The sequence below is a fragment of the Bradyrhizobium nivariense genome (assembly GCF_029846695.2).
Lineage (GTDB): Bacteria > Pseudomonadota > Alphaproteobacteria > Rhizobiales > Xanthobacteraceae > Bradyrhizobium.
In genome coordinates, this window is the sequence record NZ_JARWCR020000025.1 from 26,179 (window position 1) to 50,710 (window position 24,532).

Annotated in this window: 22 protein-coding genes; 11 read left to right on the top strand and 11 right to left on the bottom strand. The window is 66.0% G+C overall.

Annotation, left to right across the window (positions count from 1 at the left end; genetic code table 11):
• Window positions 1–84: 84 nt before the first annotated feature.
• The 3 genes from QCM77_RS21290 to QCM77_RS21300 form a co-directional block, all read right to left on the bottom strand.
• The gene (locus QCM77_RS21290) at window positions 85–381 is read right to left on the bottom strand and encodes a HigA family addiction module antitoxin (protein ID WP_279661313.1); all 297 of its coding nucleotides are present in this window, start codon (window positions 379–381) and stop codon (window positions 85–87) included.
• A gap of 98 nt (window positions 382–479) precedes the next feature.
• Window positions 480–695 (bottom strand): hypothetical protein, encoded by a 216-nt coding sequence (locus tag QCM77_RS21295; protein ID WP_279661312.1) that lies wholly within the window; start codon window positions 693–695, stop codon window positions 480–482.
• Between the two features lie 140 nt (window positions 696–835).
• A complete protein-coding gene (locus QCM77_RS21300; protein ID WP_279661441.1) occupies window positions 836–1,087 on the bottom strand; it encodes a type II toxin-antitoxin system prevent-host-death family antitoxin in 252 nt (83 codons plus the stop codon).
• A gap of 850 nt (window positions 1,088–1,937) precedes the next feature.
• Between QCM77_RS21300 and QCM77_RS21305 the strand changes: the two genes are divergently transcribed.
• From QCM77_RS21305 to QCM77_RS21315, 3 genes are read left to right on the top strand one after another with little or no spacing between them, the layout of a single operon-like run.
• Window positions 1,938–3,428 (top strand): amidohydrolase family protein, encoded by a 1,491-nt coding sequence (locus QCM77_RS21305; RefSeq protein ID WP_279661440.1) that lies wholly within the window; start codon window positions 1,938–1,940, stop codon window positions 3,426–3,428.
• Between the two features lie 3 nt (window positions 3,429–3,431).
• Window positions 3,432–4,382, top strand: coding sequence for a CobW family GTP-binding protein (locus QCM77_RS21310; protein WP_279684748.1), 951 nt, complete (start codon window positions 3,432–3,434; stop codon window positions 4,380–4,382).
• Between the two features lie 44 nt (window positions 4,383–4,426).
• The gene (locus QCM77_RS21315) at window positions 4,427–5,290 is read left to right on the top strand and encodes an urea carboxylase-associated family protein (protein ID WP_279661310.1); all 864 of its coding nucleotides are present in this window, start codon (window positions 4,427–4,429) and stop codon (window positions 5,288–5,290) included.
• Between the two features lie 3 nt (window positions 5,291–5,293).
• Here the strand turns inward: QCM77_RS21315 and QCM77_RS21320 are convergent, their stop codons facing one another.
• Both QCM77_RS21320 and QCM77_RS21325 read right to left on the bottom strand, forming a co-directional pair.
• Window positions 5,294–5,689, bottom strand: coding sequence for a GFA family protein (locus tag QCM77_RS21320; protein ID WP_279661309.1), 396 nt, complete (start codon window positions 5,687–5,689; stop codon window positions 5,294–5,296).
• Window position 5,690: 1 nt separating this feature from the next.
• On the bottom strand, window positions 5,691–6,062 hold the full coding sequence (locus QCM77_RS21325; protein ID WP_279661308.1) for a hypothetical protein: 372 nt from the start codon (window positions 6,060–6,062) through the stop codon (window positions 5,691–5,693).
• Between the two features lie 292 nt (window positions 6,063–6,354).
• On the opposite strand from QCM77_RS21325, the gene QCM77_RS21330 reads away from it, so the two are divergent.
• The 4 genes from QCM77_RS21330 (at window position 6,355) to QCM77_RS21345 (ending at window position 14,143) form a co-directional block, all read left to right on the top strand.
• Window positions 6,355–8,037, top strand: a complete 1,683-nt coding sequence (locus QCM77_RS21330; RefSeq protein ID WP_279661307.1) for a methyl-accepting chemotaxis protein — start codon at window positions 6,355–6,357, stop codon at window positions 8,035–8,037.
• Between the two features lie 12 nt (window positions 8,038–8,049).
• On the top strand, window positions 8,050–8,733 hold the full coding sequence (locus QCM77_RS21335) for an aspartate/glutamate racemase family protein (RefSeq protein ID WP_279661306.1): 684 nt from the start codon (window positions 8,050–8,052) through the stop codon (window positions 8,731–8,733).
• Between the two features lie 127 nt (window positions 8,734–8,860).
• Window positions 8,861–12,166, top strand: coding sequence for an acetyl-CoA carboxylase family protein (locus tag QCM77_RS21340; RefSeq protein WP_279684750.1), 3,306 nt, complete (start codon window positions 8,861–8,863; stop codon window positions 12,164–12,166).
• Window positions 12,167–12,274: 108 nt separating this feature from the next.
• On the top strand, window positions 12,275–14,143 hold the full coding sequence (locus tag QCM77_RS21345) for a sigma-54-dependent Fis family transcriptional regulator (RefSeq protein WP_279661305.1): 1,869 nt from the start codon (window positions 12,275–12,277) through the stop codon (window positions 14,141–14,143).
• Window positions 14,144–14,331: 188 nt separating this feature from the next.
• Here the strand turns inward: QCM77_RS21345 and QCM77_RS21350 are convergent, their stop codons facing one another.
• Window positions 14,332–14,886, bottom strand: a complete 555-nt coding sequence (locus QCM77_RS21350) for a flavin reductase family protein (protein ID WP_279661304.1) — start codon at window positions 14,884–14,886, stop codon at window positions 14,332–14,334.
• Between the two features lie 57 nt (window positions 14,887–14,943).
• Window positions 14,944–16,041 carry an LLM class flavin-dependent oxidoreductase gene (locus QCM77_RS21355; RefSeq protein ID WP_279661303.1) on the bottom strand — a complete coding sequence of 366 codons (1,098 nt, stop codon included), beginning with the start codon at window positions 16,039–16,041 and terminating at the stop codon, window positions 14,944–14,946.
• Window positions 16,042–16,281: 240 nt separating this feature from the next.
• On the opposite strand from QCM77_RS21355, the gene QCM77_RS21360 reads away from it, so the two are divergent.
• From QCM77_RS21360 to poxB, 3 genes are all read left to right on the top strand, one after another.
• Window positions 16,282–17,196, top strand: a complete 915-nt coding sequence (locus tag QCM77_RS21360; RefSeq protein WP_279661302.1) for a 2-dehydro-3-deoxygalactonokinase — start codon at window positions 16,282–16,284, stop codon at window positions 17,194–17,196.
• A 13-nt stretch (window positions 17,197–17,209) separates the two neighbouring features.
• Window positions 17,210–17,842 (top strand): 2-dehydro-3-deoxy-6-phosphogalactonate aldolase, encoded by a 633-nt coding sequence (locus QCM77_RS21365; protein ID WP_279661301.1) that lies wholly within the window; start codon window positions 17,210–17,212, stop codon window positions 17,840–17,842.
• A gap of 80 nt (window positions 17,843–17,922) precedes the next feature.
• On the top strand, window positions 17,923–19,659 hold the full coding sequence (gene poxB / locus QCM77_RS21370; protein WP_279661300.1) for a ubiquinone-dependent pyruvate dehydrogenase: 1,737 nt from the start codon (window positions 17,923–17,925) through the stop codon (window positions 19,657–19,659).
• On the opposite strand, the gene QCM77_RS21375 is transcribed toward poxB, so the two are convergent.
• Together QCM77_RS21375 and QCM77_RS21380 are read right to left on the bottom strand one after the other, a co-directional pair.
• Window positions 19,656–20,021 (bottom strand): hypothetical protein, encoded by a 366-nt coding sequence (locus QCM77_RS21375; protein ID WP_279661299.1) that lies wholly within the window; start codon window positions 20,019–20,021, stop codon window positions 19,656–19,658. The two genes, poxB and QCM77_RS21375, sit on opposite strands and share 4 nt — an antisense overlap.
• Before the next feature lie 66 nt (window positions 20,022–20,087).
• The gene (locus QCM77_RS21380) at window positions 20,088–20,996 is read right to left on the bottom strand and encodes a PaaI family thioesterase (protein ID WP_279684752.1); all 909 of its coding nucleotides are present in this window, start codon (window positions 20,994–20,996) and stop codon (window positions 20,088–20,090) included.
• Window positions 20,997–21,140: 144 nt separating this feature from the next.
• Between QCM77_RS21380 and QCM77_RS21385 the strand changes: the two genes are divergently transcribed.
• Window positions 21,141–21,458, top strand: a complete 318-nt coding sequence (locus QCM77_RS21385) for a hypothetical protein (RefSeq protein WP_279661297.1) — start codon at window positions 21,141–21,143, stop codon at window positions 21,456–21,458.
• 186 nt (window positions 21,459–21,644) lie between these two features.
• Here QCM77_RS21385 and QCM77_RS21390 read toward each other — a convergent pair whose 3' ends face one another.
• Together QCM77_RS21390 and atzD are read right to left on the bottom strand one after the other, a co-directional pair.
• Window positions 21,645–23,114, bottom strand: a complete 1,470-nt coding sequence (locus tag QCM77_RS21390) for an amidase (protein ID WP_279684753.1) — start codon at window positions 23,112–23,114, stop codon at window positions 21,645–21,647.
• A 211-nt stretch (window positions 23,115–23,325) separates the two neighbouring features.
• Window positions 23,326–24,435 carry a cyanuric acid amidohydrolase gene (atzD, locus tag QCM77_RS21395; RefSeq protein ID WP_279661295.1) on the bottom strand — a complete coding sequence of 370 codons (1,110 nt, stop codon included), beginning with the start codon at window positions 24,433–24,435 and terminating at the stop codon, window positions 23,326–23,328.
• Between the last annotated feature and the right edge of the window lie 97 nt (window positions 24,436–24,532).

Consider the following 24,532-nt stretch of genomic DNA (forward strand, 5'->3'; position numbering starts at 1 on the left):
CGAGAAGACGGCGGAGCAGCTTCGCGGTCCATTGCATGGTCGTGGCGTCCGTCGTCTCCGCAGTTACGGTGACAGTGCACGGAACTATGCCGCCTTGTAAGCCGCGATCTTCTTGATCTGTGGTGCGAGCACGTCTTCGGCCGTTTCGAGGTCGAAGCGCGCCTGCATGTTCATCCAGAATGCGGCGCCGGTCTTGAAGAACTTGCCGAGCCGCAGCGCAGTGTCGGCCGTGATCGGCTTTTCTTCGCGCGCAATGCGCTCGATCCGGGTGCGCGGCACGTTCAGGGCGGCCGCGACCGCGTAGGGCGACAGTTTCAGCGGAACGAGAAATTCTTCACGCAGGATTTCGCCGGGATGAATCGGCGGAAGTTTCCTGGCCATTTGCGAGCTCCTTTCCGTTGGCCTCGACCTGGCTCGTCCATCTCAGCGCTGCCGGTTTACGCCGCGCACGCTGGCTCGCCGCGCAATGAACTTCTTCATCAAGGCAGGAAGAACGCCTTGCTGAAGCGACCAAGCGGCGGCTCCGGCTCAAGATAGAATGAACGTCCGATCGTGTCCTGATTGTATTCGTCGAGAATGATCCAGAGCCGCAAGCCGACGTCGAGCCCGGCCCGGCGTTTTTCCATTTCGGGAATTTCCGCAGCGAAGCGGTCCGGAGAAGGTGGTTGGCTGGTGATCGGAAACAGCACCAGCACATCTTCGCCTCCCGGCCGTGCGATCCTCACACCCACTGCGACCGGTCGCGGCTTGCGACCTTCGGTTTCGCCGCGCTCTGCTTCACGGACCCAGAGCTAAGGGAATCGGATCACATCGCCGGTGCGAAGCGCGTCGAGGCTCACGTCTCGTCGCGCTCCTGCTCGTAGTTGTCGATTGCGCTCTTGACCTCAGTGAACAGGTCGTCAGGCATTGCCTCCAGCCGGCTGGCTTTGCGCGTATCGGCGCTCGAGATGAGCTTGCGGTAATCCTCGATGCTCAGCAGCACCAGGCGAGGCTTGTTTCGCTGTGTGATCGTCACGGGCCTGCGCAAGGCCTCGGCGATGATATCTCCCGACTTGCGGGAAAGGTCGCTGGTCGAAAAATTGGCCATGGCAGTCTCCGTTAATGCTGTAAAATACAGCAAATACGTAAATGTTGCAAGAGGGTGGAACCGGCGCGGCCCATTGCCGTCGGGCAAAACAGCCCAAATCGCCGTCAACCTCCTCCCGCAAAAATATTCCACTTTACCGAAATTCGGATTTGTCGTATGTGTCGCCTATCCCAGCCCACAAAAGGGGCGGTCGTACGTCGTCACGAACGCGGGCTGGGAGTTGCGGTGGACGCGGGCGGCGTTAAAGGCGGGATTGTGCGTGCAGGGCGAGATGAACCTCGTGAGCATGGCACGAACCGCATCGACGGACGGCGCTCAAACTTGCTGAGCTTTTAGGCGGAGCGGGACCATGTCCGGCGAAGCCCTTTTGGCGAAGCCGGAAGCCCGCGTACGGCGAAACCGTGTGGTCCTGGCCGTCGTTGCTACGGTCAAGCCTCTATGAAGGCGTCATCGCGTCAACCGGCGCGTTGCCGTGCATTTCGCAGAGGTGACGGAGGCAAGAAGGAACTCGTCTCCGGGGAGAGCGCGGCATAGGCCGTCAAACCATCGCGCAGGGAAGGCCTGGTCTCGGCTGCCCTGTGTCTCCCCTGTGCATTGCGTGTGCAATCAGTTCGCATGGGGGTTTTTATGGGTGCCAGCCGGCGCCCGGTCTTCCCTGCGCCCTTTCTTTGCGAAGGGGTGAAGCGAGAAGCATAGCTCGGGCAAAACTTGCCGCGAGACTGCGCGCGGCTGTCCACAATTTGCCAGCGACATGACCTTCCGTGCGAGCATGATGCGTCGGCTTCGGTGGAGGTGGTCGTACCTCCCGGAATCTGCCTTGATGCGAATTCAGCGCGGAGGAGTTTCGATGATGAGCGGCTTGGTGATCTCTGGCGGCCGGGTGGTGGATCCCGCCAGCGGAATGGACGCGGTTGGCGATGTGGCGGTGGTGGACGGCAAGGTCGCCGCGGTCGGCGCTTCGCTCGGCGGCGCCGAGCGGGTGATTGACGCCACCGGGCTCGTGGTCGCGCCCGGCTTCATCGACCTTCATGCGCATGGCCAGTCGCTCCCCGCGGATCGGATGCAGGCGTTCGACGGCGTCACGACGACGCTCGATCTCGAAGCCGGCGTGCTGCCGGTCGGGTCCTGGTATGAGCGCCAGGCGCGGAAGGGGCGCGTGCTGAACTACGGCGCGGCCACCAACTGGGCCTTTGCGCGCATCGGCGCGATGACGGGCTCCAATGCGGAGAGCTCGCTGGAAGCGTTCGGCAATGCCATGCGCGATCGCCGCTGGATGGACAACGTCGCGAGCGATGCGGAGGTCGCCGGCATTCTCGAGCGCCTTTCGCGCGGCCTGAACGAGGGCGGCATCGGCATCGGCATCTTGAACGCCTATGCGCCGGGCGCCGGCGTGCAGGAGCTGACAGCGGTCTGCCAGCTCGCGGCCGCGCAGGACGTGCCGACCTTCACCCATGTCGCCTACATGTCGCGCGTCGACCCTGAGAGCGCGGCGGAAGCCTATATCCGCCTGATCGGCTATGCCGGCGCCACCGGCGCGCACATGCACATCTGCCATTTCAACTCGTCGAGCAAGACCGACGTCGAGCGCTGCCGCGTGCTGATCGCGAAAGCACAGGCGCAGGGCCTGCCGATCACGGTCGAGGCCTATCCTTACGGCACCGGCTCGACCGTGCTGGCGGCTGCCTTCTTCAGCGACCCCGAATTCGTCGAGCGCAACGGCACCGGCTACGATTCCGTGCAGCGGGTCACCGACGGCCATCGCTTCAGCGACCGCGAGGAGCTGCTCAAGGCGCAGGCCGAAGAACCGTCGTCGCTGGTGCTGTGGCACATCCTCGACACCGAGAACAATGCGCATCACCGCGACCTGCTCGACATGTCGGTGCTCTATCCCGGCGGCGCGATCGCGTCCGACGCGATGCCGTGGACGACGTCGGACGGCAAGACCTACACCGGCGATGCCTGGCCGCTGCCGGATGACGCCACCTCGCATCCGCGCTCGGCGGGCTGCTTCACAAAATTCATCCGCGAATGGGTGCGCGAGCGCAAGACCGTGTCGCTGCTCGAAGGCGTGCGCAAATGCGCGCTGATCCCCGCGGAAATCCTGTCGCAGAGCACGCCCGCGATGCGCGCCAAGGGCAGGCTGGCGAAGGACGCCGACGCCGACATCGTCGTGTTCGACTACGAGAAGCTCAGCGACCGCGCGACCTTCACGGCGATGAACCGTCCCTCTGAAGGCGTGCGGCATCTGATCGTCAGCGGCCAACCGTTGATCAGCGACGGCGTGCTGGACGTGGCGGCGCGGCCCGGCCGTCCGGTGCGCCGCCCCGTCGTCGGGGGCTGAGACATGCCGGTCCCCATTCTCCTGGTGACGGGCTTTCTGGGGGCCGGCAAGACCACTGTCGTGAACCATCTGCTGGCGCACGCGGAGGGGCGGCGGATCGCCGCAATCGTCAACGATTTCGGCGCGATCAACATCGATGCCGAGCTGATCGCGGGCGCGAGCGACGGCGTGGTCAGCCTCGCCAATGGCTGCATCTGCTGCTCGCTCGAAGGCGACCTGCTGCGCACGCTCTCGACGCTGCTGCGGCGTGATCCGAAGCCGGAATACATCGTCATCGAGACCAGCGGCGTTGCCGATCCCGCCGACATCGTCCGCAATTTGATGGATCCCGTGATCCTGCGCGAGGCGCCGCTGGAAATGGTGCTCTGCGTGATGGATGCGGCGACACCGCCGGCCGCCTTTGAGGACGCGCTGCACCGTTCGCAGCTGCGCGTTGCCGACATCGTGGCGCTGAGCAAGCTGGATCTGGCGGGCGAGGGCGCGGGCGCGCGGATGCGCGAGGCCATCCGCGCGCAGCGCGTTCCGGCCGTGGTGGTCGATGCGCCGCACGGCGAGATTCCGTCCGCGCTGCTGTTCCCCGCGACCGTCGATCGCCCACCCGCGCTACGCGAGCCCGGACCGCGACGGCCGGCAGAGCAACGCTTCGAAACGCTGAGCTGGACCTCGGAGCAGCCGATCTCGCTGCCCCGCTTGCAGCACGCGATCGGTCGGCTTGCGCCAAAACTCGCGCGGGCAAAAGGCCTGTTTGAGACCGTCGAGCAGCCCGGGCGCCAGATGGTGTTTCAATTCGCCGCCGGCCGCGCCACGCTCGCCCCCGGCGATGCCGCGCTCGCCTCTGGCGATGCGCCCGCTCCGGGCGTGCCTCGCGCGCGCATCGTCTTCATCGCCGAACTTGGTGTGCTCTCGAAGGCGGAGCTCGACGGGATCATGGAGGCGTGCGTTGCGAGTGGGTGAGGTGAGGCGGTAAAATGGATTGCAGTCGCAAGGATGAGCCCGGCATGTCGCCCAAAATCGCACCCGCAGACGCCGCTTCGCGCCGTGCCGCCAAACCGGCCATCGTCTATCCGGCCGGGACGATGCCCGGGCCCGACCTGGCCGCGCTCGAGCAAGCTCGCCGCACGATGGTCAAAACGCACGAGCTCATCGTGCCGCCGCGCGACGCCAGAACATTTCGCGTGGCGCGCGGCCAGTTCTTCCGCATCGTCAGCATCGAGGGTCCTCAGGTCGGCGATCTCAATCTCTGGAACGCGGACGATCTCTCCGAACGCTTCTTCAGCGGCAAGACGCGGGCACTCCATGGCACGCATGTCGGCGTTGGCGACCGGCTCTGGAGCAACATGCCCTATCTTCGGCCGATGGCAACGATCAGTCACGACACACTCGGCTGGTACGGTTTTGACGAGGACGGCGCCGGAATTCACGACGTCATCGGCACGCGCTGCGATCCCTACACGAATCTGATGCTGAGCGGCGGCAGCTATGATTTCTGCTGCCATTCCAACCTGTCCCGCGCGCTTGCCGCCGAGCTGAAGATGGAGCCACGTGCGGTCGAGCATCACGTCCATGACGTGCTCAACGTCTTCATGTGCACCGGATTCACGAAGGACACGCACCAATATTTCATGAAGGCAAGTCCCGTCCGCCCCGGCGACTTCATCGAGTTTCTTGCGGAGATCGATCTGCTCGGCGCGCTGTCGGCCTGTCCAGGTGGAGACTGTAGCGCGACCCATTCCAGCGATGCTGCGGCGTGCCATGCGCTCAAGATCGAAATCTTCGAGCCGGATCGAACGACGCTGAAGGACTGGACCTGGCCGTCGCCGAGTGAGTATCATCGCCGCCACGGCAGACATGCGGAAAGCTGAGTTTCAATCCTCCACCGGCAGCGCATCGCCGTGCACATACCAGTCCGCGCGCGACGTCCAATGCACATGCCGGTCGGGTGTCGCGCCCAGCGGCTCGTCGAAAGCGCCGGCATGGATGATCGCTTCGCGTCCGCTGCGTGTGAGATGTGGCATCGGGCTGCCGCAAATCTTGCAGAACGCGGTCGCAAAGCTTCGTGCATTGGGCAAGTCGAAGCGCGCGACGGATGCTTCACCGCGCAGCCAGCGCAGCGCGCCTGCCTTCGCGATCACCCCGCGGGCATGCGCGGTCCCGGTCGCCTTGCGACAGCGCGAGCAATGGCAGTTGAGGAAGCGATCGAACGGGCCCTCGGCCTCGAACGCGACCTCGCCGCACAGGCAGCTTCCCCGGAATGCTGTCATCTCACTCCCCCTCCGGCTCGGCCGGCTGCTCGGCCGTCTCCTCGGCGTGGACCGGCGGAGCGCCGTGCCCGCCGCGGAGCCGGATCATGGTGTCGATCACGTCGATCTCGATCTTCAGCATGTCGAGATCGCGCGTCATCTCGCGCACCTCCTGGCCCTTGCGCGCCAGTTCCTCGGAGACGTCGACCGCCATCCTGCGCTCGGTCACATTGCCTTGCGTGTTCACGAACAACTTGGCGCGCATCCATTCGAGCCGCGCCCGCTGGGTGTCGCGCTCGAACTTCTTCTCCGCATAGCGACGCCGCGCCGCCGCATAGGCGCCGACCAACGCGGTCTCCGGCAGGCTCCACAATTGCTCGACCGACATGGTCATGCCGTTCAGGTCCCGGATTCGGCTCGGCGGAGGTCTCCTCCGCAGCCTATCAGACCCTTCCGGCCGGCAATTCTCAAGAGGGTGTCGGTGGCTCCGGCGAACTCACGCGAATTGCGCGATGCCGTGGCCGACGGACCAGTTCTCCGCGGGAGCATCGAGCAGGTTGATGAACACGTCCTCGGGCGGATTCCACGCAGGCTTGAGGGGATTTGGAGAACCCGAATGCTTAAAGCTTTGCTAAGGGGCGCAGGATAAACTGGCATATCAGCCCTTCCAATTCTTGCGAGCACCGATGTTTTTCTCCCGCATCAGTTTCAAGCTGGTCCTGATTATCGGCATCAGCCTCCTCGGCATGATCGCGCTGGCGCCGATCGCCCTCTCGACCCTGCGCGCGCAGATGATCGCGGACCGCCAGGCCAAGACGCAGCACATGGTCGATGTCGGCTACGGCATCCTGGCGCACTACCAGAAGCTCGAGAGCGACGGAAAGCTGCCCCGCGAGCAGGCGCAGGCCGGCGCGATCGCGGAGATCAAGAGCCTTCGCTACGACAAGGTCGAGTATTTCTGGCTCAACGACATGGCCGCGAAGATGATCATGCATCCGATCAAGCCCGAGCTTGACGGCAAGGATCTCTCCGAGATGAAGGACCCCACCGGCAACCGGCTGTTCTCGGGCTTCGTTGACGTCGTCAACAAGCAGGGCGCGGGCTTCTACAGCTACCTCTGGCCGAAGCCCGGCTTCGACCAGCCGGTCGGGAAAATCTCCTATGTGAAGGGCTTTGCGCCCTGGGGCTGGATCATCGGCACCGGTATCTATCTCGACGACGTCGACGCCGTCTTCCGCCAGGATGCGATGACCTTCGCCCTGGTGTGCCTCGTCGTGTTCGTGCTCGTGCTCGGCGCCTCGTTCGTGATCGGCCGCAGCGTGACCCGGCCGCTGGCGAAGATCACCGCGCTGACCGAGCGCCTCGCCGCCGGCGACAGCGCGTTCGAGGTGCCCTATACCGACCGCAGCAACGAGGTCGGCGGGCTCGCCAGGGCGCTCGCCGTGTTCAAGGACAACGCGTCGGCGGTCGGCCGGATGCACGCCGAACAGCAGGAGACAAAGCAGAAGGCCGACGAGGAGAAGCGCAAGACGATGACCGATCTCGCCGGCAAGTTCGAGGCGAACGTTCAGGCCGTCGTCCGCGACGTCTTCAACGAGGCGCGCGCGATGCAGCAGGCCGCGCAAGGCATGTCGGAGACCGCGAACAAGGCGACCGACCGCGCGAGCTTCGTCGCCACCGCCTGCCAGCAGGCCTCGAGCAACGTGCAGACAGTGGCCTCCGCCGCCGGCCAGCTGTCGTCCTCGATCACCGAGATCAGCCAGCGCGTCGCGCAGGCCGCAAGCGTGGCCGACAAGGCCGCCGCCGACGGTCAGCGCACCAACGACACCGTGCAGGGGCTGGCGGCGGCCGCGCACAAGATCGGCGAGGTCATCGACCTCATCAACCAGATCGCCTCGCAGACCAATCTGCTCGCGCTCAACGCCACCATCGAGGCGGCGCGCGCCGGCGAGGCCGGCAAGGGCTTTGCGGTGGTGGCAAGCGAAGTGAAGTCGCTGGCGAGCCAGACCGCGAAGGCGACCGACGAGATCGGCGCGCAGATCTCGGCGATCCAGGCCGAGACCAACCAGGTCGTCGGCAACATCGAGAGCATCCGCAGCACCATCATGGAGGTCAACGAGATTTCCTCGTCGATCGCCGCAGCCGTCGAGGAGCAGGGCGCCGCGACCGCGGCGATCGCGCACAGCGTACGGGAGGCCGCCTCCGGCACCGACCAGGTTTCGCAGAACATCTCGGGCGTCACCGACGCCACAGTGGAGACCGGCCAGGCCGCCGGCCTCGTGCTGCAATCGAGCGGTCGGCTGTCGCAGAAGCTGCAATCGCTCGAGGACGAGGTCAGCGCTTTCGTTGCGGGGGTGCGGGCGGCCTAGTATAGCAGGGGGATGGATCAAAATTCCGATCGTCGTGCGCGCATCCTCCTGATCAATCCGAACAGTTCTGTGGCGACCACAGCGATGATGGTCGCCATCGCGAAATCTGCCGCCGTGGGCGGCGTCGATATCGACGGCGCGACCGCCACGCGCGCGCCACAAATGATCGTGACGCCGGATGCGCTGGATGCAGCCTCCGCCGAAGTTTTGGAGATTGCGCAAGCACATCGGCATGCATGCGACGGCATCATCGTCGCGGCGTTCGGCGATCCTGGATTGGCCGGAATCAAGGGCGCGATAAAGCTGCCCGCGGTCGGCATCGGTGAGTCCTCGATGCTGGCAGCCGCCGAGAATGGCCGCCGCTTCGGCGTGGCGACCACGACCCCGCTGTTAGAGGCGAAGATCGATGCCTTGCCGGACGCGCTGGGATTGCGATCGCGCTACACCGGCACCCGCTTCGCGCAGGGCGATCCGCAGGAGCTGATGCGAGATCCAGTGCGGCTGCGCACAGCGCTCGCCGGCGCGGTCGAGGCCTGCATCGCGCGGGATGGCGCCGAGGCCGTCATCATCGGCGGCGGGCCGCTGGGCGAAGCCGCGCGCGAGCTTCAGGCGATGTTCGCCGTGCCGGTCATCGCGCCGATCCCGTCTGCCGTGGCACGGATTATTCGCCTCATCACAGCGCGCGCGACCGACTGATATTCCGGCCCGCGGGAACGGTCATCGCGACCGGCGTCCTCGCCCTTGACGGCCCCGGTCAAAGTGACGAAGCAGAACCTTCGGACCCGCCGACCCGCGCTTGGGCACGCGGGCATGGAGACGCTGCATGTCGTTCAAAAAGCTCCTGATCGCCAATCGCGGCGAGATCGCCATCCGCATCGCGCGTGCCGCGGCCGATGCTGGCATCGCGACGGTCGCGATCCACCCTGCGGACGACGCGCTGTCGCTGCACGCGCGTGTTGCCGATGAGGCGATGGAAATCCCCGGCCGCGGCGCGCGGGCCTATCTCGACATCGAGGCCGTGGTGAAGGCGGCAATGGCGTCCGGCTGCGACGCCGTGCATCCCGGCTACGGCTTCCTCAGCGAGAACGCCGCGTTCGCCAAGGCCTGCGCCGATGCAGGCATTGCCTTCGTCGGGCCGAAGGCCGCGGCGCTCGAACTGTTCGGCGACAAGGTTGCGGCACGGCAACTGGCAAAGCGCTGCGGCGTGCCGATCATCGCTGGCACCAGCGGACCGTCCTCGCTGGAGGACATCGCGGCGTTCTTCGCCTCGCTCGGCAGCAACGCGGCGATCGTGATCAAGGCGATGGCCGGCGGCGGCGGCCGCGGCATGCGCGTGGTCGAGAGCGCGGCCGATCTCGCGGAGGCCTACGCGCGCTGCCAGTCCGAGGCCAAGGCCGCGTTCGGCTTCGACGGCGTCTATGCCGAGCGGTTGATCCGGCAGGCGCGCCATATCGAGGTGCAGATCATCGGCGACCGCCGCGGCGCGATCTCTCATCTCTGGGAGCGCGAATGCACCATTCAGCGCCGGCACCAGAAGCTGATCGAGGTGGCGCCGAGCCCGTCGCTCAGCGACGGCTTGCGTGGCCGGATCATCGAGGCGGCGAAGCAACTCGCTGCGGCCGCGTCTTACGACAATCTCGGCACGTTCGAGTTCCTGGTCGACGGCGCCGCCGAAGACAGTTTTGCCTTCATCGAGGCCAACCCGCGGCTTCAGGTCGAGCACACCGTCACCGAGGAGGTGCTCGGCCTCGATCTCGTCCGCGCCCAGCTCGCGGTCGCTGCCGGTGTCTCGCTTGCCTCGCTCGGCCTGGCGCAAAGCTCGATCCCGAAGCCGCGTGGCTATTCCATGCAGCTCCGCGTCAACATGGAGACGCTGGACGAGCTAGGGGCGACGCACCCGACCGGCGGCGTGCTTGCCGTGTTCGAGCCGCCGTCGGGCCCCGGCGTCCGCGTCGATAGTTTCGGTTATGCCGGCTACAAGACCAGCGCCGCCTTCGACTCGCTCCTGGCAAAGGTCATCGTGCATACGCCCGGTGAAGCCTGGCACGACGTCGTCGCCAAAGCCTCGCGCGCCCTGCGCGAATTCAGGATCGACGGCGTCATCACCAACATCGCCTTCCTCCAGGCCGTGCTGGCGCATCCCGATTTCAGGGCCAACCGCATCGCGACCGACTTCATCGACCGCAACATCGCGAAGCTCGTGGAGGCCGCCGATGGCGCTGCAAAGCCGCTGTATTTTGCTGCGGCCGAGCGAAGCGGCGGCCACGGCGCGGAGGGGCACCCCGCGCAGATCGTGCCGGAAGGTGCGGTGATGGTCGCAGCGCCCTTGCAAGGGACCATCGTCACCATCCAGGTGAGGGAAGGCGAGGTCGTGCGCCCCGGCCAGCAGCTCGCCGTGATCGAATCCATGAAAATGGAGCATCTCGTGATGGCCGAGCAAGGCGGCCGGGTCATGAAACTCGTGGCCGGCGACGGCGTCACGCTGATGCATGGCGAGCCGATCATGTATCTGGAGCCGCTCGAGGTTGCGGCTGATGCCTCGGCAACGGAAACCGATATCGATCTCGACCACATCCGTCCCGATCTCGCCGAACTGGTCGCGCGCCAGGCCAACACGCTCGACGAAAATCGCCCTGCCTCGGTCGAGCGCCGCCGCAACACCAATCAGCGCACCGCGCGGGAGAATGTCGCACAGCTCGTCGACGACGGCTCGTTCATGGAGTACGGCAGCCTTGCGATCGCGGCGCAGCGGCGCCGGCGCAAGCTCGACGATCTCGTCAAGAACACGCCGGCCGACGGCCTCGTCATGGGCGTCGCGACTGTCAACGCCGAGAAGTTCGGCCCTGAGGGCGGGCGCTGCATCGTCGTGGCCTATGACTACACCGTGCTCGCGGGCACGCAGGGCCACATGAACCACAAGAAGATCGACCGCATGCTGACGCTCGCGGAAGACTGGCGCGTGCCGCTGGTGTTTTACGCCGAAGGCGGCGGCGGCCGGCCCGGCGATACCGACCGGCTCGGCATGACCGGGCTCGATGGTCCGTCGTTCGTGCAGTTCGCAAGACTCTCCGGTCTGGTGCCGGTCATCGGAATCGTCTCCGGCTATTGCTTCGCCGGCAACGCAGCGATGCTCGGCTGCTGTGACGTCATCATCGCCACCAAGAACGCCTCGATCGGCATGGGCGGCCCCGCGATGATCGAGGGCGGCGGGCTCGGCGTCTATCACCCGGCCGAGGTCGGTCCAGTCTCGTTCCAGTCGCCCAATGGCGTCATCGACATCCTCGTCGAGGACGAGGAGGAGGCGACGCGCGTTGCGCAAAAATACCTGTCCTATTTCCAGGGCGCCGTGACGGCCTGGCAGGCCGCCGACCAGCGCCTCTTGCGCCGCGCCATCCCCGAGAACCGCCTGCGCGTCTACGACATCCGCAGCGTGATCGATCTCGTCGCTGACAAGGACTCGGTGCTGGAGCTGCGCCGCGACTACGGCGTCGGCATGATCACCGCGCTGATCCGCATCGAGGGCAGGCCGTTCGGCCTGATCGCCAACAACCCGCGCCATCTCGGCGGTGCGATCGATGCCGATGCCGGCGACAAGGCCGCGCGCTTCCTCCAGCTCTGCGACGCCTTCGATCTGCCGATCGTCTCGCTGTGCGACACGCCCGGCTTCATGGTCGGCCCCGAAGCCGAGAAGACCGCGATCGTGCGCCACGTCTCGCGCATGTTCGTGACAGGCGCGAGCCTCACCGTGCCGCTGTTCGGGATCGTGCTGCGCAAGGGCTATGGTCTCGGCGCGCAGTCGATGATCGGCGGCGGCTTCCACGCCTCGTTCTTCACCGCGGCTTGGCCGACCGGCGAGTTCGGCGGCATGGGCCTGGAGGGTTACGTCCGCCTCGGCTTCCGCAAGGAGATGGAGGCGATCGCCGATCCCGTCGAGCGCGAGACCTATTACCGCAACAAGGTCGCCGAGCTCTATGCCAATGGCAAGGCGGTCTCGATCGCATCGGTGTTCGAGATCGACAACGTCATCGATCCCGCCGAGACGCGGCGCTGGATCATGGCGGGCGTGCGGTCGGTGCCGAAGCCGCCCGCGCGGACTGCGAAGAAGCGGCCGTGCATCGATACGTGGTGAGGGCGATGCAGCAATTCTGATTGCGGCGCGACCCTTCCCGGTTCCCGATTGACATCCCCGCCTGCGGTGCCAGACTTTCCACAATAATACAGGGTGGAGACGTCCGCGATGGCCAGCCTTTCGGCCTCGAACCATGTCGCCCGCGTCTTGTCCGTCGCCAACCACGTGGCCGACGTCGATGCCTCTTCGCGCATTGCCAATTCCTGGCGGCGCTGCCTGATCAGCCACAAGCTCGATCCCGCCCGTCAGGGGCCGCCGCAGACGCTCACCGAAGCCGAGATCCGTCACGTCGCCGAACCCATGGAGGAGACGATCCGGCTCGCAACACCGGAGCTCGACGATCTCGCCCGTGTGCTGCGCGATGCCGGCTATTGCGTCAACCTGGCAGACGTAAACGCAACCATGCTGTTCAGCCGCCTCCCCGGCGAAGCCGACGCAAGACTATTCATGGACTGGAAGATCTACACCGGCTCGAATTTTTCCGAGGCCTTCGAAGGTACCAACGGGCTCGGCACCGCGCTGGCCGAGCAGAAGCCGATCCTGGTGCATCGCGACGAGCATTTTCGCGCGCAGTGGCACATGTTTTCCTGCGCCGTGACGCCGCTGTTCGACCAGGCCGGACGGCTCGCAGGCGCCGTGAACATCACCTCCTGCCGCGAGGATCTCGAACGCACCGCGCATCAGCTTGCGCTCGCGGTGACGATGGAGGCGACGCGGCGCATGGAGGGCGCGATCTTCCGCGGTCATTTCCGCAACGCCTGGATCGCGACCGTGCCGGGTGACGGCGGCAGCGGCCTGCTCGCCTATGACGACGATCGCCGCATTGTCGGCGCCTGCCGTTCGGCGCGCGCATTGCTGGGTCTCACCGACGGCTTGATCGCCTCCGGCATCGATCTGTCGCGTTACGTCAAGTTCGATCATCCCGCCGCGCGCGACGCAGACGGCGTCGTCGAGCTGCGCCGGGCCGACGGCAGTCCGTTGGGGCATGGCCATGTCGCGCCGCCGCTGCGGGCGAGGTCGTCGACCCGTCCGCTCGCGCCGCGCCGCGATACGCCTGCCGATCGCTTCGATGCGCTGCAGCGGCTTGCCGGCCGCGACCCCGGCCTGATCAAGAGCGTGAAGCGACTTAAGAGCATCGGCGATCACAATCTGCCGGTGCTGCTGCATGGCGAGACCGGCGTCGGCAAGGATGTGTTCGCCCGTGCCATTCACGCAGCCGGCAATCGCGCGCGCCACAACTATGTCGCGCTGAACTGCGCGGCGATGCCGGAAAGCCTGATCGATGCCGAGCTGTTCGGCTACGAGGCCGGCGCCTTCACCGGCGCGCGCCGCGACGGCTCGAAGGGCCTGATCGTGCAGGCCGATGGCGGCACGCTGTTCCTCGACGAGATCGGCGACATGCCGATCGCGCTGCAGACGCGCCTGCTGCGCGTGCTGGAGAACCGCGAAGTCTGGCCGCTCGGGGCGCTGAAGCCCGTGCCGGTCGACATTCGCCTGATCAGCGCCACCCATCGCGATCTCGGCCGCCTGGCGGAGCAGGGCGCCTTCCGCGCCGATCTCTATTTTCGCCTACGCGGCATGGAGGTGCGGCTGCCGGCCCTGCGCGAGCGTGCCGACCGCGACGACGTGATCCGCCAGATCGCGAGCGAGGAAGCGCCGAACTGCCGCGTTTCGGACGACGCCTGGGCGCAGCTCGCGGCCTATCCCTATCCCGGCAACATGCGCCAGCTCCGGCATGTGCTGCGGCTCGCCGGCTGCACGGCGGAGGACGGCGTCATCACCGACGCCGACCTCGATTTGCCGCCGTTTGGTGGAAGGGCGGCGGAGCCGGATCTGGCGGCGGCCGAACGCGCCACGATCGTAGAGGCGCTACGCAAGCATGATGGTCGTGTGACTGAAGCGGCGCGCGCGCTAAAACTCAGCCGCGCCACGCTGTATCGCAAGATCAAGCAGTTGAAGATCGAGACGACACGGTAGCGACAATCAATTTGCAAAGCGGCGCGCTTTCTTCCCCTCTCCCCTTGTGGGAGAGGGTGGCTCGCCGCGTAGCGGCGAGGCGGGTGAGGGGTCTTTCTCCGCGCGTGGATCTCTTCTGAATTCGCGGATGGAGACCCCTCATCCGGCGCTTCGCGCCACCTTCTCCCACAAGGGGAGAAGGGAAGACACTACGAAAAATCACTCCAGCTCAGATGTCGCGAATCGAGGTCGCCGACTGTGACGGTGCCGCGGATTTCGCGCGGTGCGTGGAAACTGCTACGCAGATACACGAGCGGCGCGGCGCCGTCCGAATGCGATGCGCAGCGCACCTCGCCGATGAAGATCGAATGCGTCGTCGTCTCGAATTCCTGCGCCAGCACGCAGTCGAACGCGGCGACCGCATCCGTCAGCACCGGCGCGCCGGTCACCCTGCGCGTCCACTGGCCGAACGCAAAACGGTCGTCGCCGTTGACGCCCTTCTGGCCGCTGAAGGTGAGGGCGAGCAGCGCATGATCCTCGTGCAGGAAGTTGACCGCGAAGGCGCCTTCCTCGCGGATGCGCGCATGCGCACTGGCGTTGCGGTTGACGCAGACGATTAGCGACGGCGGAGTGTCCGACAGTGAGCAGGCCGACGTCACCGTCAGTCCCGTGCGCCTGCCGTGCTCGGCGCCGACCGTCACCAGCGCGACGGCGCCGGCGCACTGGCGCATCGCCTGCTTGAAATCCTTTGCGTCCACCGTCACGCGGAAATCTCCGAAATGGATGCGGGTGCGGCACGATCGCGCCGCACCCGCGTCGGGTCAAGCCGCCTTCTTCGCGGAGCCGAGATGCTTCAGGCGCGGCATCACCTCGTTCCTCAGCAGCGACAGCGAGTGATGCCAGGCTTCAGCCTTGTGCTTGTAGTCGAAGCCGAACACCAGCAGCACGCCGAAGCCGCCGACCTCCTCGTAGATCTTCTCGATTTTCTCGGCGACGGTCGCGGGGGAGCCGACGATCCAGTTCCGCTTGGCGCAATATTCGACGGTGACGTCGCTATCGGGCACGTCGGGCGCATGCTTCAGATAGTCCTTGAAGCCGAAATGGCCGAGCAGCGGCAGGAAGTACTCGCCCATCATCCGGCCCATCATGTCGTCGGTCGAGAGCTTCCAGGCCTCCTCGTCGGTGTCGGCGACGAACACCTCGCGCACCAGCCGCCAATCCGCGCGGTTCGGTTTGCGCCCGGTCTTGGCGGCACCTGCTACGACCGAATCCCAATGACTGCCGACATAGGCCGGGTTCAGGTTGAGGCTCATCGGGATGAAGCCGCGCTCGCCGGCGAGCTTCAGCGTGTCCGAGTTCTTCGACAGCCCGGCGACGCCGATCGGCGGATGCGGCGTCTGCAACGGCTTGATGTGCGGCTTGAGGAAGTCGAACATCGTGTCCGGCTTGGTCACCGTCCAGAACTTGCCCTTGTAGGTCCAGGGCGCGGGATCGCTCCACATCTTCAGAATGATCTCCAGCGCCTCGCGCGTCATGTCGCGGTTCTGTCCACTCATGCCGTCGACGTTGAACATGGCCCAGTCGCTCGGCAGGCCGCTGGCCGCGACGCCGAAATTGAGCCGGCCCTCGGAGAGATGATCGAGCATGGCGACGCGGTTGGCGAGCTCGGCCGGGTGGTGATAGGGCAGCAGGAAGCCGCCCGGTCCGATGCGAATATTCTTGGTCTGCATCAGCGCCTGTGCGATCAGCAGATCCGGCGTGGGATTGGGTTCCCAGGGCGCGGTGTGGTGCTCGCCGACCCAGGCCTCCTGATAACCCAGCTCGTCGAGCCAGCGCATGACCTGCAGGTCCCAGTCGTTCCCTTCCTTCAGGCCGCACTCCGGCGGGTGCGAAGGCATCGTGAAATAGCCGATCTCCATGGGTTTCCTCATCTGATGTTGACGCGTCTTGTTGCGCGGTTCACGGACGTGAGCGGGAACGCTTTAGCAAGCGGTGTGCCACCGCTTCGCAAGCGGTGGACCAGCGCGAGCGGCACCTCAGACCTGCGAGAAAAGGCTGGTTTGCAGCGGCAATAGCCGATATCCCGGGGCGGATTTGCGGGGCCTCGTCTCATTGTCGCGAGACGGCGTCTTGGCGGTGAGACGAGGATACGAATTGAGATGACTGAACCTGCCTGTGTCGCGGTCGACTGGGGCACCAGCAGCTTCCGGCTCTGGCTGATCGACCGCGCCGGCAAGGTGCTGGCCGAGCGCCGCAGCGACGAGGGCATGCTGGCGGCGGCCAAGGCCGGCTTCGCTGCCGTGCTGCAATCGCATCTTGCCGCGGTCGATGCTCCCGATCATCTGCCGGTTCTCGTCTGCGGCATGGCCGGTGCGCGTACCGGCTGGGTCGAGGCCGGTTACGTCGACACGCCGGCGCCGCTCTCCGCCGTTCTGAAGCAGGCCGCGCTTGTGCGGGGAGAGACGCGCGATATCCGCATCCTGCCCGGCATCGCGCAGCGCGACGCCAAGGCACCGGACGTGATGCGCGGCGAGGAGACGCAACTGCTCGGCGCGCTCGGTCTGGATGCCGCGGGCGAAGCACTGGTCTGCATGCCCGGCACACATTCGAAATGGGTGCGGGTGAAGGACGGCACGGTCGCGCATTTCTCCACCTTCATGACCGGCGAGCTCTTCAGCGTGGTGTCGCGCGAGACGATTTTGTCGCTTGCGGTCGCAGGCGCCGAAGACGCCGAGGATGTCGCGAGCTTCCAGGCTGCGGTGAAGGCGGCGTACGAAGCACCGGCCTTCGCCGCCAATTTTCTGTTCGGCGCGCGGTCGCGTCAGCTCCTGTTCGGGGGTACACCGGCCGCGGCGCGCGAAACGCTGTCGGGCACGTTGATCGGCGTCGAGCTGGCGGCAGGGCTCTCCGGCGCGATGCCGAAAACCGGAATCACGCTGATTGCCTCGGGGCGGCTCGCGATGCTGTACAGGCTGGCTTTCGATGCGCTGTCGGTCACCGTGAACCCGGTCGATGCCGATCAAGCCGTCCGCCGCGGCCTGTCGATGGCGGCTGCCGCGATCTGGACGAAATGAGAGGACTGTTGAGATGAGCGTTCCCTTTCCGGCAATGAAGCGACCACTGGTCGCGATCCTGCGCGGCGTGAAGCCCGAGGAGACCCAGGCCATCGTCGGCGTGCTGATCGAAGCCGGCATGACCGCAATCGAGATCCCGCTGAACTCGCCGGACCCGTTTCGTTCGATCGCCACGGCGGTGAAGCAAGCGCCCGCCGGCGTGCTGATCGGTGCCGGCACGGTGCTGACGGCGGCAGACGCCGATCGGCTCAACGATGTCGGCGGCAAGCTGATGGTCTCGCCGAATGTCGACACCCAGGTGCTGGCGCGCGCGCATCAGTACGGCATGGTCACGATGCCCGGCGTGTTCTCGCCGACCGAAGCGCTGCTCGCGGCGCGATCGGGAGCATCGGGCCTCAAATTCTTTCCGGCCAGCGTGCTCGGCGCGTCCGGCATTGCCGCGATCCGCGCCGTGCTGCCGGCCGGCGTGGTGATCGCCGCCGTCGGCGGCGTCTCCGACCAGAATTTCGCGGAGTATATCAAGGGCGGCGTGACGGCGTTCGGGCTCGGCTCCAGCCTCTACAAGCCCGGCATGACGGCAACGGACGTTGCCGCTCGCGCGAAGTTGACGATCGCGGCCTACGATCGGGCGATTGCGAAAGACTGAGCCCGCAATAAACAAGCCGTGATGCCGTCACGGTCGCGCGTTATCCTATCCTGCTGCAGAAGCGAGATCAGGAGACCGACATGGCGATCAACAATGTAGCCGACCTGTTCGTGGCAACGCTCGAACAGGCCGGCGTCAAGCGCATCTACGGCATCGTCGGCGACAGCCTGAACGCGCTGACCGAAGCACTGCGGCGGCGCGGCACCATCGAATGGATCCATGTCCGGCACGAGGAGGTCGCAGCCTTCGCCGCTGCCGGGGAAGCGGAGATGACGGGCAGCCTTGCGGTGTGCGCGGGCTCCTGTGGTCCCGGCAATCTGCATCTGATCAACGGCCTGTTCGACGCACATCGCAGCCGCGTTCCCGTGCTGGCGATCGCTGCGCAAATCCCGACCGCCGAGATCGGCGGCGGCTATTTCCAGGAGACGCATCCGCAAAACCTGTTCCGGGAGTGCAGCCATTATTGCGAGCTGGTCTCCGATCCGAGTCAGCTTCCTTACGTGCTGGAAAACGCCATCCGCGCGGCGGTCGGATTGCGCGGCGTTGCCGTCGTCGCCATGCCCGGCGACGTCGCTTTCCGCAGTCCACCCAAGCGCGCGCTGTCGACGGCGCGTGGCCTTACGCTGTCGGCGCCAAAGGTCGTGCCGCAGGCCGATGAACTGAAGGCGCTCGCGGACCTGCTGAACGGCGCCGAGCGCATCACCTTGTTCTGCGGCCGCGGCTGCGCCGGCGCGCATGCGCCGCTGATGCAGCTCGCGGAAGCCCTGAAGAGCCCGATCGTGCATGCGCTCGGCGGCAAGGAGCACGTCGAATACGAAAATCGCTACGACGTCGGCATGACCGGCTTCATCGGCTTCTCCTCGGGCTATGCCGCCATGCACGCCTGCGACGCGCTGGTGATGCTCGGTACCGATTTTCCCTACAAGCAATTCTTCCCGACCGATTGCCAGGTCGCGCAGATCGACATCCGTCCGGAAAATCTGGGACGGCGGTGCAGGATCGATCTCGGCCTCGTCGGCGACGTCAAGCTCACCATCGAGGCGCTGCTGCCGCTGCTCAAGGCCAAGACGCAGCGCAAGCATCTCGACGATGCGATCGCGCACTACAAGAAGGCGCGCGAAGGTCTGGACTCGCTTGCCAAGGGCACGCCCGGCAGCAAGCCGATCCATCCGCAATATCTGGCGAAAGTCATCAGCGACCACGCCTCTGACGTTGCCGTGTTCACCGCCGATGTCGGCACGCCGACGGTGTGGGCCGCGCGCTATCTCGAGATGAACGGCCGCCGCCGGCTGATCGGCTCGTTCGTGCACGGCTCGATGGCCAACGCGATGCCGCAGGCGATCGGCGCGCAGGCCGCGCAGCCCGGCCGCCAGGTGATCTCGCTCTCCGGCGATGGCGGTTTCACCATGCTGATGGGCGATCTGATCACACTGACGCAGATGAAGCTGCCGGTGAAAATCGTCGTCTTCAACAACGGCGTGCTCGGCTTCGTCGCGCTGGAGATGAAGGCGGCCGGTTTCGTCGACACCAATGTCGACCTGGAGAACCCTGATTTCGCGGCGATGGTGCGCGCGATGGGCATCTTCGCCAAGCGCGTCGAGGATCCCGGCGAGCTCCCGGGCGCGATGAAGGAGATGCTGGCCCACAACGGGCCGGCCCTGCTCGACGTCGTCACCGCCAAGCAGGAGCTGTCGATGCCGCCGACCATCACGCCGGAGCAGATCAAGGGCTTCAGCCTGTGGGTGCTGCGGGCCGTGATGAACGGCCGCGGCGACGAGGTGCTCGATCTCGCCAAGACGAACCTGCTGCCGCGCTAACCCCGCTTGGCTGACGGCACGGGCAGCCGCTCATGGCGGCGCTGGAAGCGCTGCCAGTGCAGCACGATTCCGATCAGCAGCGCCGGCACGAAGCCGAGCGCGATCAGGAGGTGCGGCAGCTGCGTCGGCGAGATGAACGCAATGGCGATGTCGGAGATCAGCCACAACGCGGCGAACATCACCGCGAAATCGGTGCGCGGGCAGCGCAGATAGTAGAACACGGCGGTGATGACGATGGCCGGTCCGATGGCGATGCCGATCATCACCGCCGTCAGCTCCTTCGGCGTCAGCGCGTCGAGCACCATCGACGCCAGCAGCCAGAGCGCGGCGAACATGGCGACGATGTCGATCGGATGCCGCAACCCAATACCTCTCGCGGGAACGTGCTATCGTTGTGGCCCGTGCCCGGGCCGTCAAGTAAAATACGCCTATTCCTCGTCGTTTCCCGGCGTCGGCCGCAGCATGAAATGGCCGAAGGCGGTGGCGATCGGCTTGTCCGCATCGTCCTGCCAGGCGCGCGCCTCGAAGGCGACGATGCGCCGGCCCTGTTTCACGATCGAGACATTGGCAACGGTGTCGAGCGCGCGGCCGGAGCGCAGATAGTTGACTGTGAGTCCGATCGGCTTGGGCAATGCGGCCGCGCCGAGCTCGCGTGCCACTCCGAAGATCGCGGTGGTCTCGAGGAAGGCGCCGGTCATGCCGCCATGAATCGCAGGCAGGATCGGATTGCCGATGATCTTTGGCGAGAACGGCATCGTCAGTGTGCCGTCGTCGTTGACGCGAATGCCGAGCCAGCGCGCGAACGGACTGTTGGCGAACGGGCCATCCGGATCTTCCGGGGCCCCCAGCGACGGGATGCTGGGCGAATCCATCCTGCGGTCCGCGAGCATGTTGGTGCGGTTGGCGCCGATCATGAAGCAGGCGGTTGCGGTCGCCACCGGATCGTCCTCGGACTCCTGATAGGCGGTGGAGCGTACGAAGGCGATCGAGCGCGTGGTGCGGTAGCAGACCGAATGCGCCTTGATGTCGAGGCCCGGCGTTGCCGGCTTCTGATAGTCGATACGCAGATCGAGCGTCGCGATCGCGCTTGTGCCGTCGAGCGCGAGTTGCACGGCCATGCCGCAGCTCTCGTCCAGCATCGCGGTGACGACCCCGCCATGCAGCACGCCGGTCTCGGTGTCGCCGACGAAGACGGGCCGGTAGGGCAGGCTGGACCAGGCCTCGCGAGGTGCGAAGCGGTCGAGCTGGAGCCCGCTGATATGGCCGTAATCGGAGCGGCGGTCCTTGATCGCCTCGGCGAGTTCCTCGAACGGAAGTGTGGTCGGTGAGCTGGACATACGACGTTCTAGACCAGTGTCGGGCGCGGCGCAAAACCCCGGGTGCGCGTCCCACGGCAGGTGTGCCGGGTTTGGCCTCGACAGAACGGGCCGAAGCAACGATGGTGGGCGCCTCGTTCGTCCGACTAGCCGCAAGGAGTGCCCATGGCCGACACCGAAACGCCCGCCACCAGCCAGGGGCCCGTGATCATTTCGAGCTCGAGCTCGGAGCGCGCGCCGATCATCTATTTCGACGGCGCATCCTGCTTCGGCCACCACAACGGTGCGATCCAGATCGAGCTCGCCGCGAACTTGCTGATGCCGGTCGGCGCCGCCGTCAGGGTCGACGTGGTCCAGACCGCGCATCTGCGCTGCAGCGTGGCCGCGGCGCTAGCCTTGCGCGAAGCGCTCGAGAAGGCGCTGGCGATGTATCAGCAGGGCCAGCAGCAGCCGACGGAAGAGATTCCGGCGGTGAAGAACTAAGATCCGCTTTGGAGGTTGGCTCGCGCGCTTGGCCTTATGGTTCGAGACGACCGCTTCGCGGTCTCCTCACCATGAGGGTCTGACATCTCGCCGCGAAACCAGCCTCATCCTGAGGAGCCCGCAAAGCGGGCGTCTCGAAGGATGGCCGCGGGGACGTGAACGCTTGTCAACGCGAACAGCTCCGCCTCAGCCCACATGCACCTTCGGCTTCTTGCCGTCGTTCCACTTGCCGTCGAGCGCGCGCTCGATCTGGGCGGCGAATTGCAGCAGCAGCCCGTCATTGGCCTGCTTCGCAATCGCCTGGATGCCGAGCGGCAGGCCGTGGTCCTGCGTGGCCATCGGCATCGAGATCGCGGGCATGCCGCAGAGATTGGCGAGCGGCGTGAAGGCGAAGAAGCGCCAGAGATTGCCGAACCAGTCGAGCACGTCCGGATTGTCGGAGATGGTGAGGTATTCCCTGGTGCCGACCTTCGGCGTCGGCAACGCGGTGATCGGCGTCAGGATCACGTCCCACTGTTCGAAGAAGGCGCCGAAGCCGCGTGAGGTCGTGTTGAACACGCCTTGCATCCTCGCCCGCTCGGCGAAGCTCGTGTGCCGGCCGGCTTCCCAGATCCGGATGTTCATGGGCTCGATGAGATCTTCCGGCGGCCGTTCCAGCCCGCGCGCGGCCAGCATGTTGGAGATCACCACGGCAAAATTCGAGATGTAGCAGGTGGTCTGCGCCTCGAACGCGGCGCGGAAGTCGAGCTCGGGCAGGGCATACTCGACGTGATGGCCGAGGCCTTCGAGGAAGCGGCCGGCCTTCTCCAACTCGGCCGCGATCTGCGGCGTCGCGGTGTAGTCCCCCCAGGTGTGCGACAGCGCGATGCGAAGCTTTGACGGATCACGCTTGATCATCTCGGAATAGGGCTGCGCCGTGGTCCAGAACGGCATGAATTCGCCGGGCGCCGCTCCCCTTGCATGATCGACGAAGGCGGCGGTGTCGCGCACCGAGCGCGACTGGCAGCCCTGGATCGAAACGAGGCCGGTGAGATCGGACATGTGCGGGGCGAGCGAGAACACGCCGCGCGAGACCTTCAGCCCGATATTGCCGTTGACGCCGGCGGGAATGCGGATCGAACCGCCGCCGTCGGTCGCATGCGCGATCGGCACCACGCCGGCCGCGACCATCGCGGCGCTTCCCGCGGACGAGCCGCAGGTGGTGTAGTCGGTGTCCCAGGGATTGCGCGTGACGTAGACGGCCGGATTGTCGGCCGAGCTGCATACGCCGAATTCCGGCGTCGTGGTGCGTCCGATCAGGTTCAGTCCGGCTTGACGGAGTTTGCCGGTCAGGAACGTGTCGGCGCTGGCGCGATTGCCGCGCATCAGGAGCGAGCCCATCTCCTGGAGCCGGCCCTTCATGGTCGGGCCGAGGTCTTTCATCAGGAAGGGCAGGCCGGCGAACGGGCCGGCGAGATTGGCGCCGTCCCTGGCCGGATCGGCGATCGCGTCGTCGAACAGCTCGACCACGCCCGACAGTGCCGGATTGACCTTGGCCACGCCCGCAGCGGCCTGGCGCGCCAATTCCTTCGCCGTCAGCTCGCCTTTACGGACGCGCGCCGCCAGTCCGACGCCGTCGTGCTGCGCCCATTCATTCCAGCTCATCGGCAAAGTCATGAAGTCAAAATCCCTTAAGATGCGGCATCACCTTCTTCGCAAGGGCCCGCATGAATCAACTGAGCCGGCGCGAAGGGCAGGGTTGCGCCGGGCGGAGAGGTCGCCGCGTCATAGAGCATGATCCGGAAAAGTGTGCCGCGGTTTTCCGAAAAGATCATGCTCAAACAACAACCTAAAGCGCGATGACGATTTATCCCAATCTCATCGCGCTTTAGGACAGCCGTGCGATGACCGCAACCGGCCCGCCGCCCGCCGGCCCCTGATGCTCGGCGCCGCCGGAGACGTAGACCGCCCCGGTGCCGGCGAGGCCGGCAATCAACCCGCCAACGGCAGCGCGGGCGTGGCGTGTCGAGCTGATGTCGGTATCTTCGAGCATGGTGTGGCGAAAGCCGCGCACGCTGCCATCAGGCGAGGCCTCCGCCTTGGCGAAGATGTTGAGGAGCTCGCGGCCCGCGGTGGCCTGCGGCGCGATGCCGAGCCCAACGCTGTTCAGCGCGGACATGACCGCGGCGGAATCGATCGCATCGCCCATCACGGCATGCCCGATCTCGAATTCGCTGGTCGACGACATCGCGTTGCCGAGCACGATGACGACGTTGTGCATCAGCTCGATCCCGGACGAGGTCGAGGCAACCTGCGAGAACAAATCGTAGCGTCGCAGCACGTCGTCGTCGCGAATGTCGGAGGCGATCTCGCCGAGCGCGACCGCAACCCCGAGCGCGGAGGCGCCGCGCGAATAGGCCATCGAGGTATAGGCGCTGGTTGTCACCGTCTTGTTGCCGCGCGCGTTCGCCGCTTCGACGCGATCACTGGTGAGCAGCGGGCACTTGATCTGCACGAAATGAATGTCGGCGGGGTCAGCAATGCCGGCATCCTCCATCGCCGCCTTCACGGCCTTGGCTGTCTCCGTGATCTGTGCGGAACGGCCGAGCTCTTCAGGCAGGAAATCCCGGGTGTGCGCCATGCCGATGCTCAGGCGCTTACCGGAGATGCCTGCCGGTCGTCCCCCGACCTCCTGGCGCGTGAACACCGTGATGTGCGGGCTGAGCACGCCCTCGGTGCCGCCCGACATCACGAAAGCGATGCGCTGCTCGACCTCCTGCGGCGACAGGCCTAGCCGGGGCGCCAGCGCCGTGCACAGCGCGGCCACGGCATATTCCCGGGTGAAATCGTTGACGCCGCCATTGCCTTCGGTCTTGCCGAGGATGGCCAGAATCGCCTTCGGATCGATCGCGCCGGAGCCGATCATGCCCAGGAGGCCGGAGACGTCGCCGGGGCCCTTGGTGGCGATCCTGATGACGCCGACCGATGTCGTCCGCATTATAGTCCTCGTGGGGAGTTCGGTGGTCCGGCAGACAAAACAGTCGTCGAACCGGGGCGGCTGTCAATCCCCGTCGTCGTCCTGGCTTTCGCCAGGA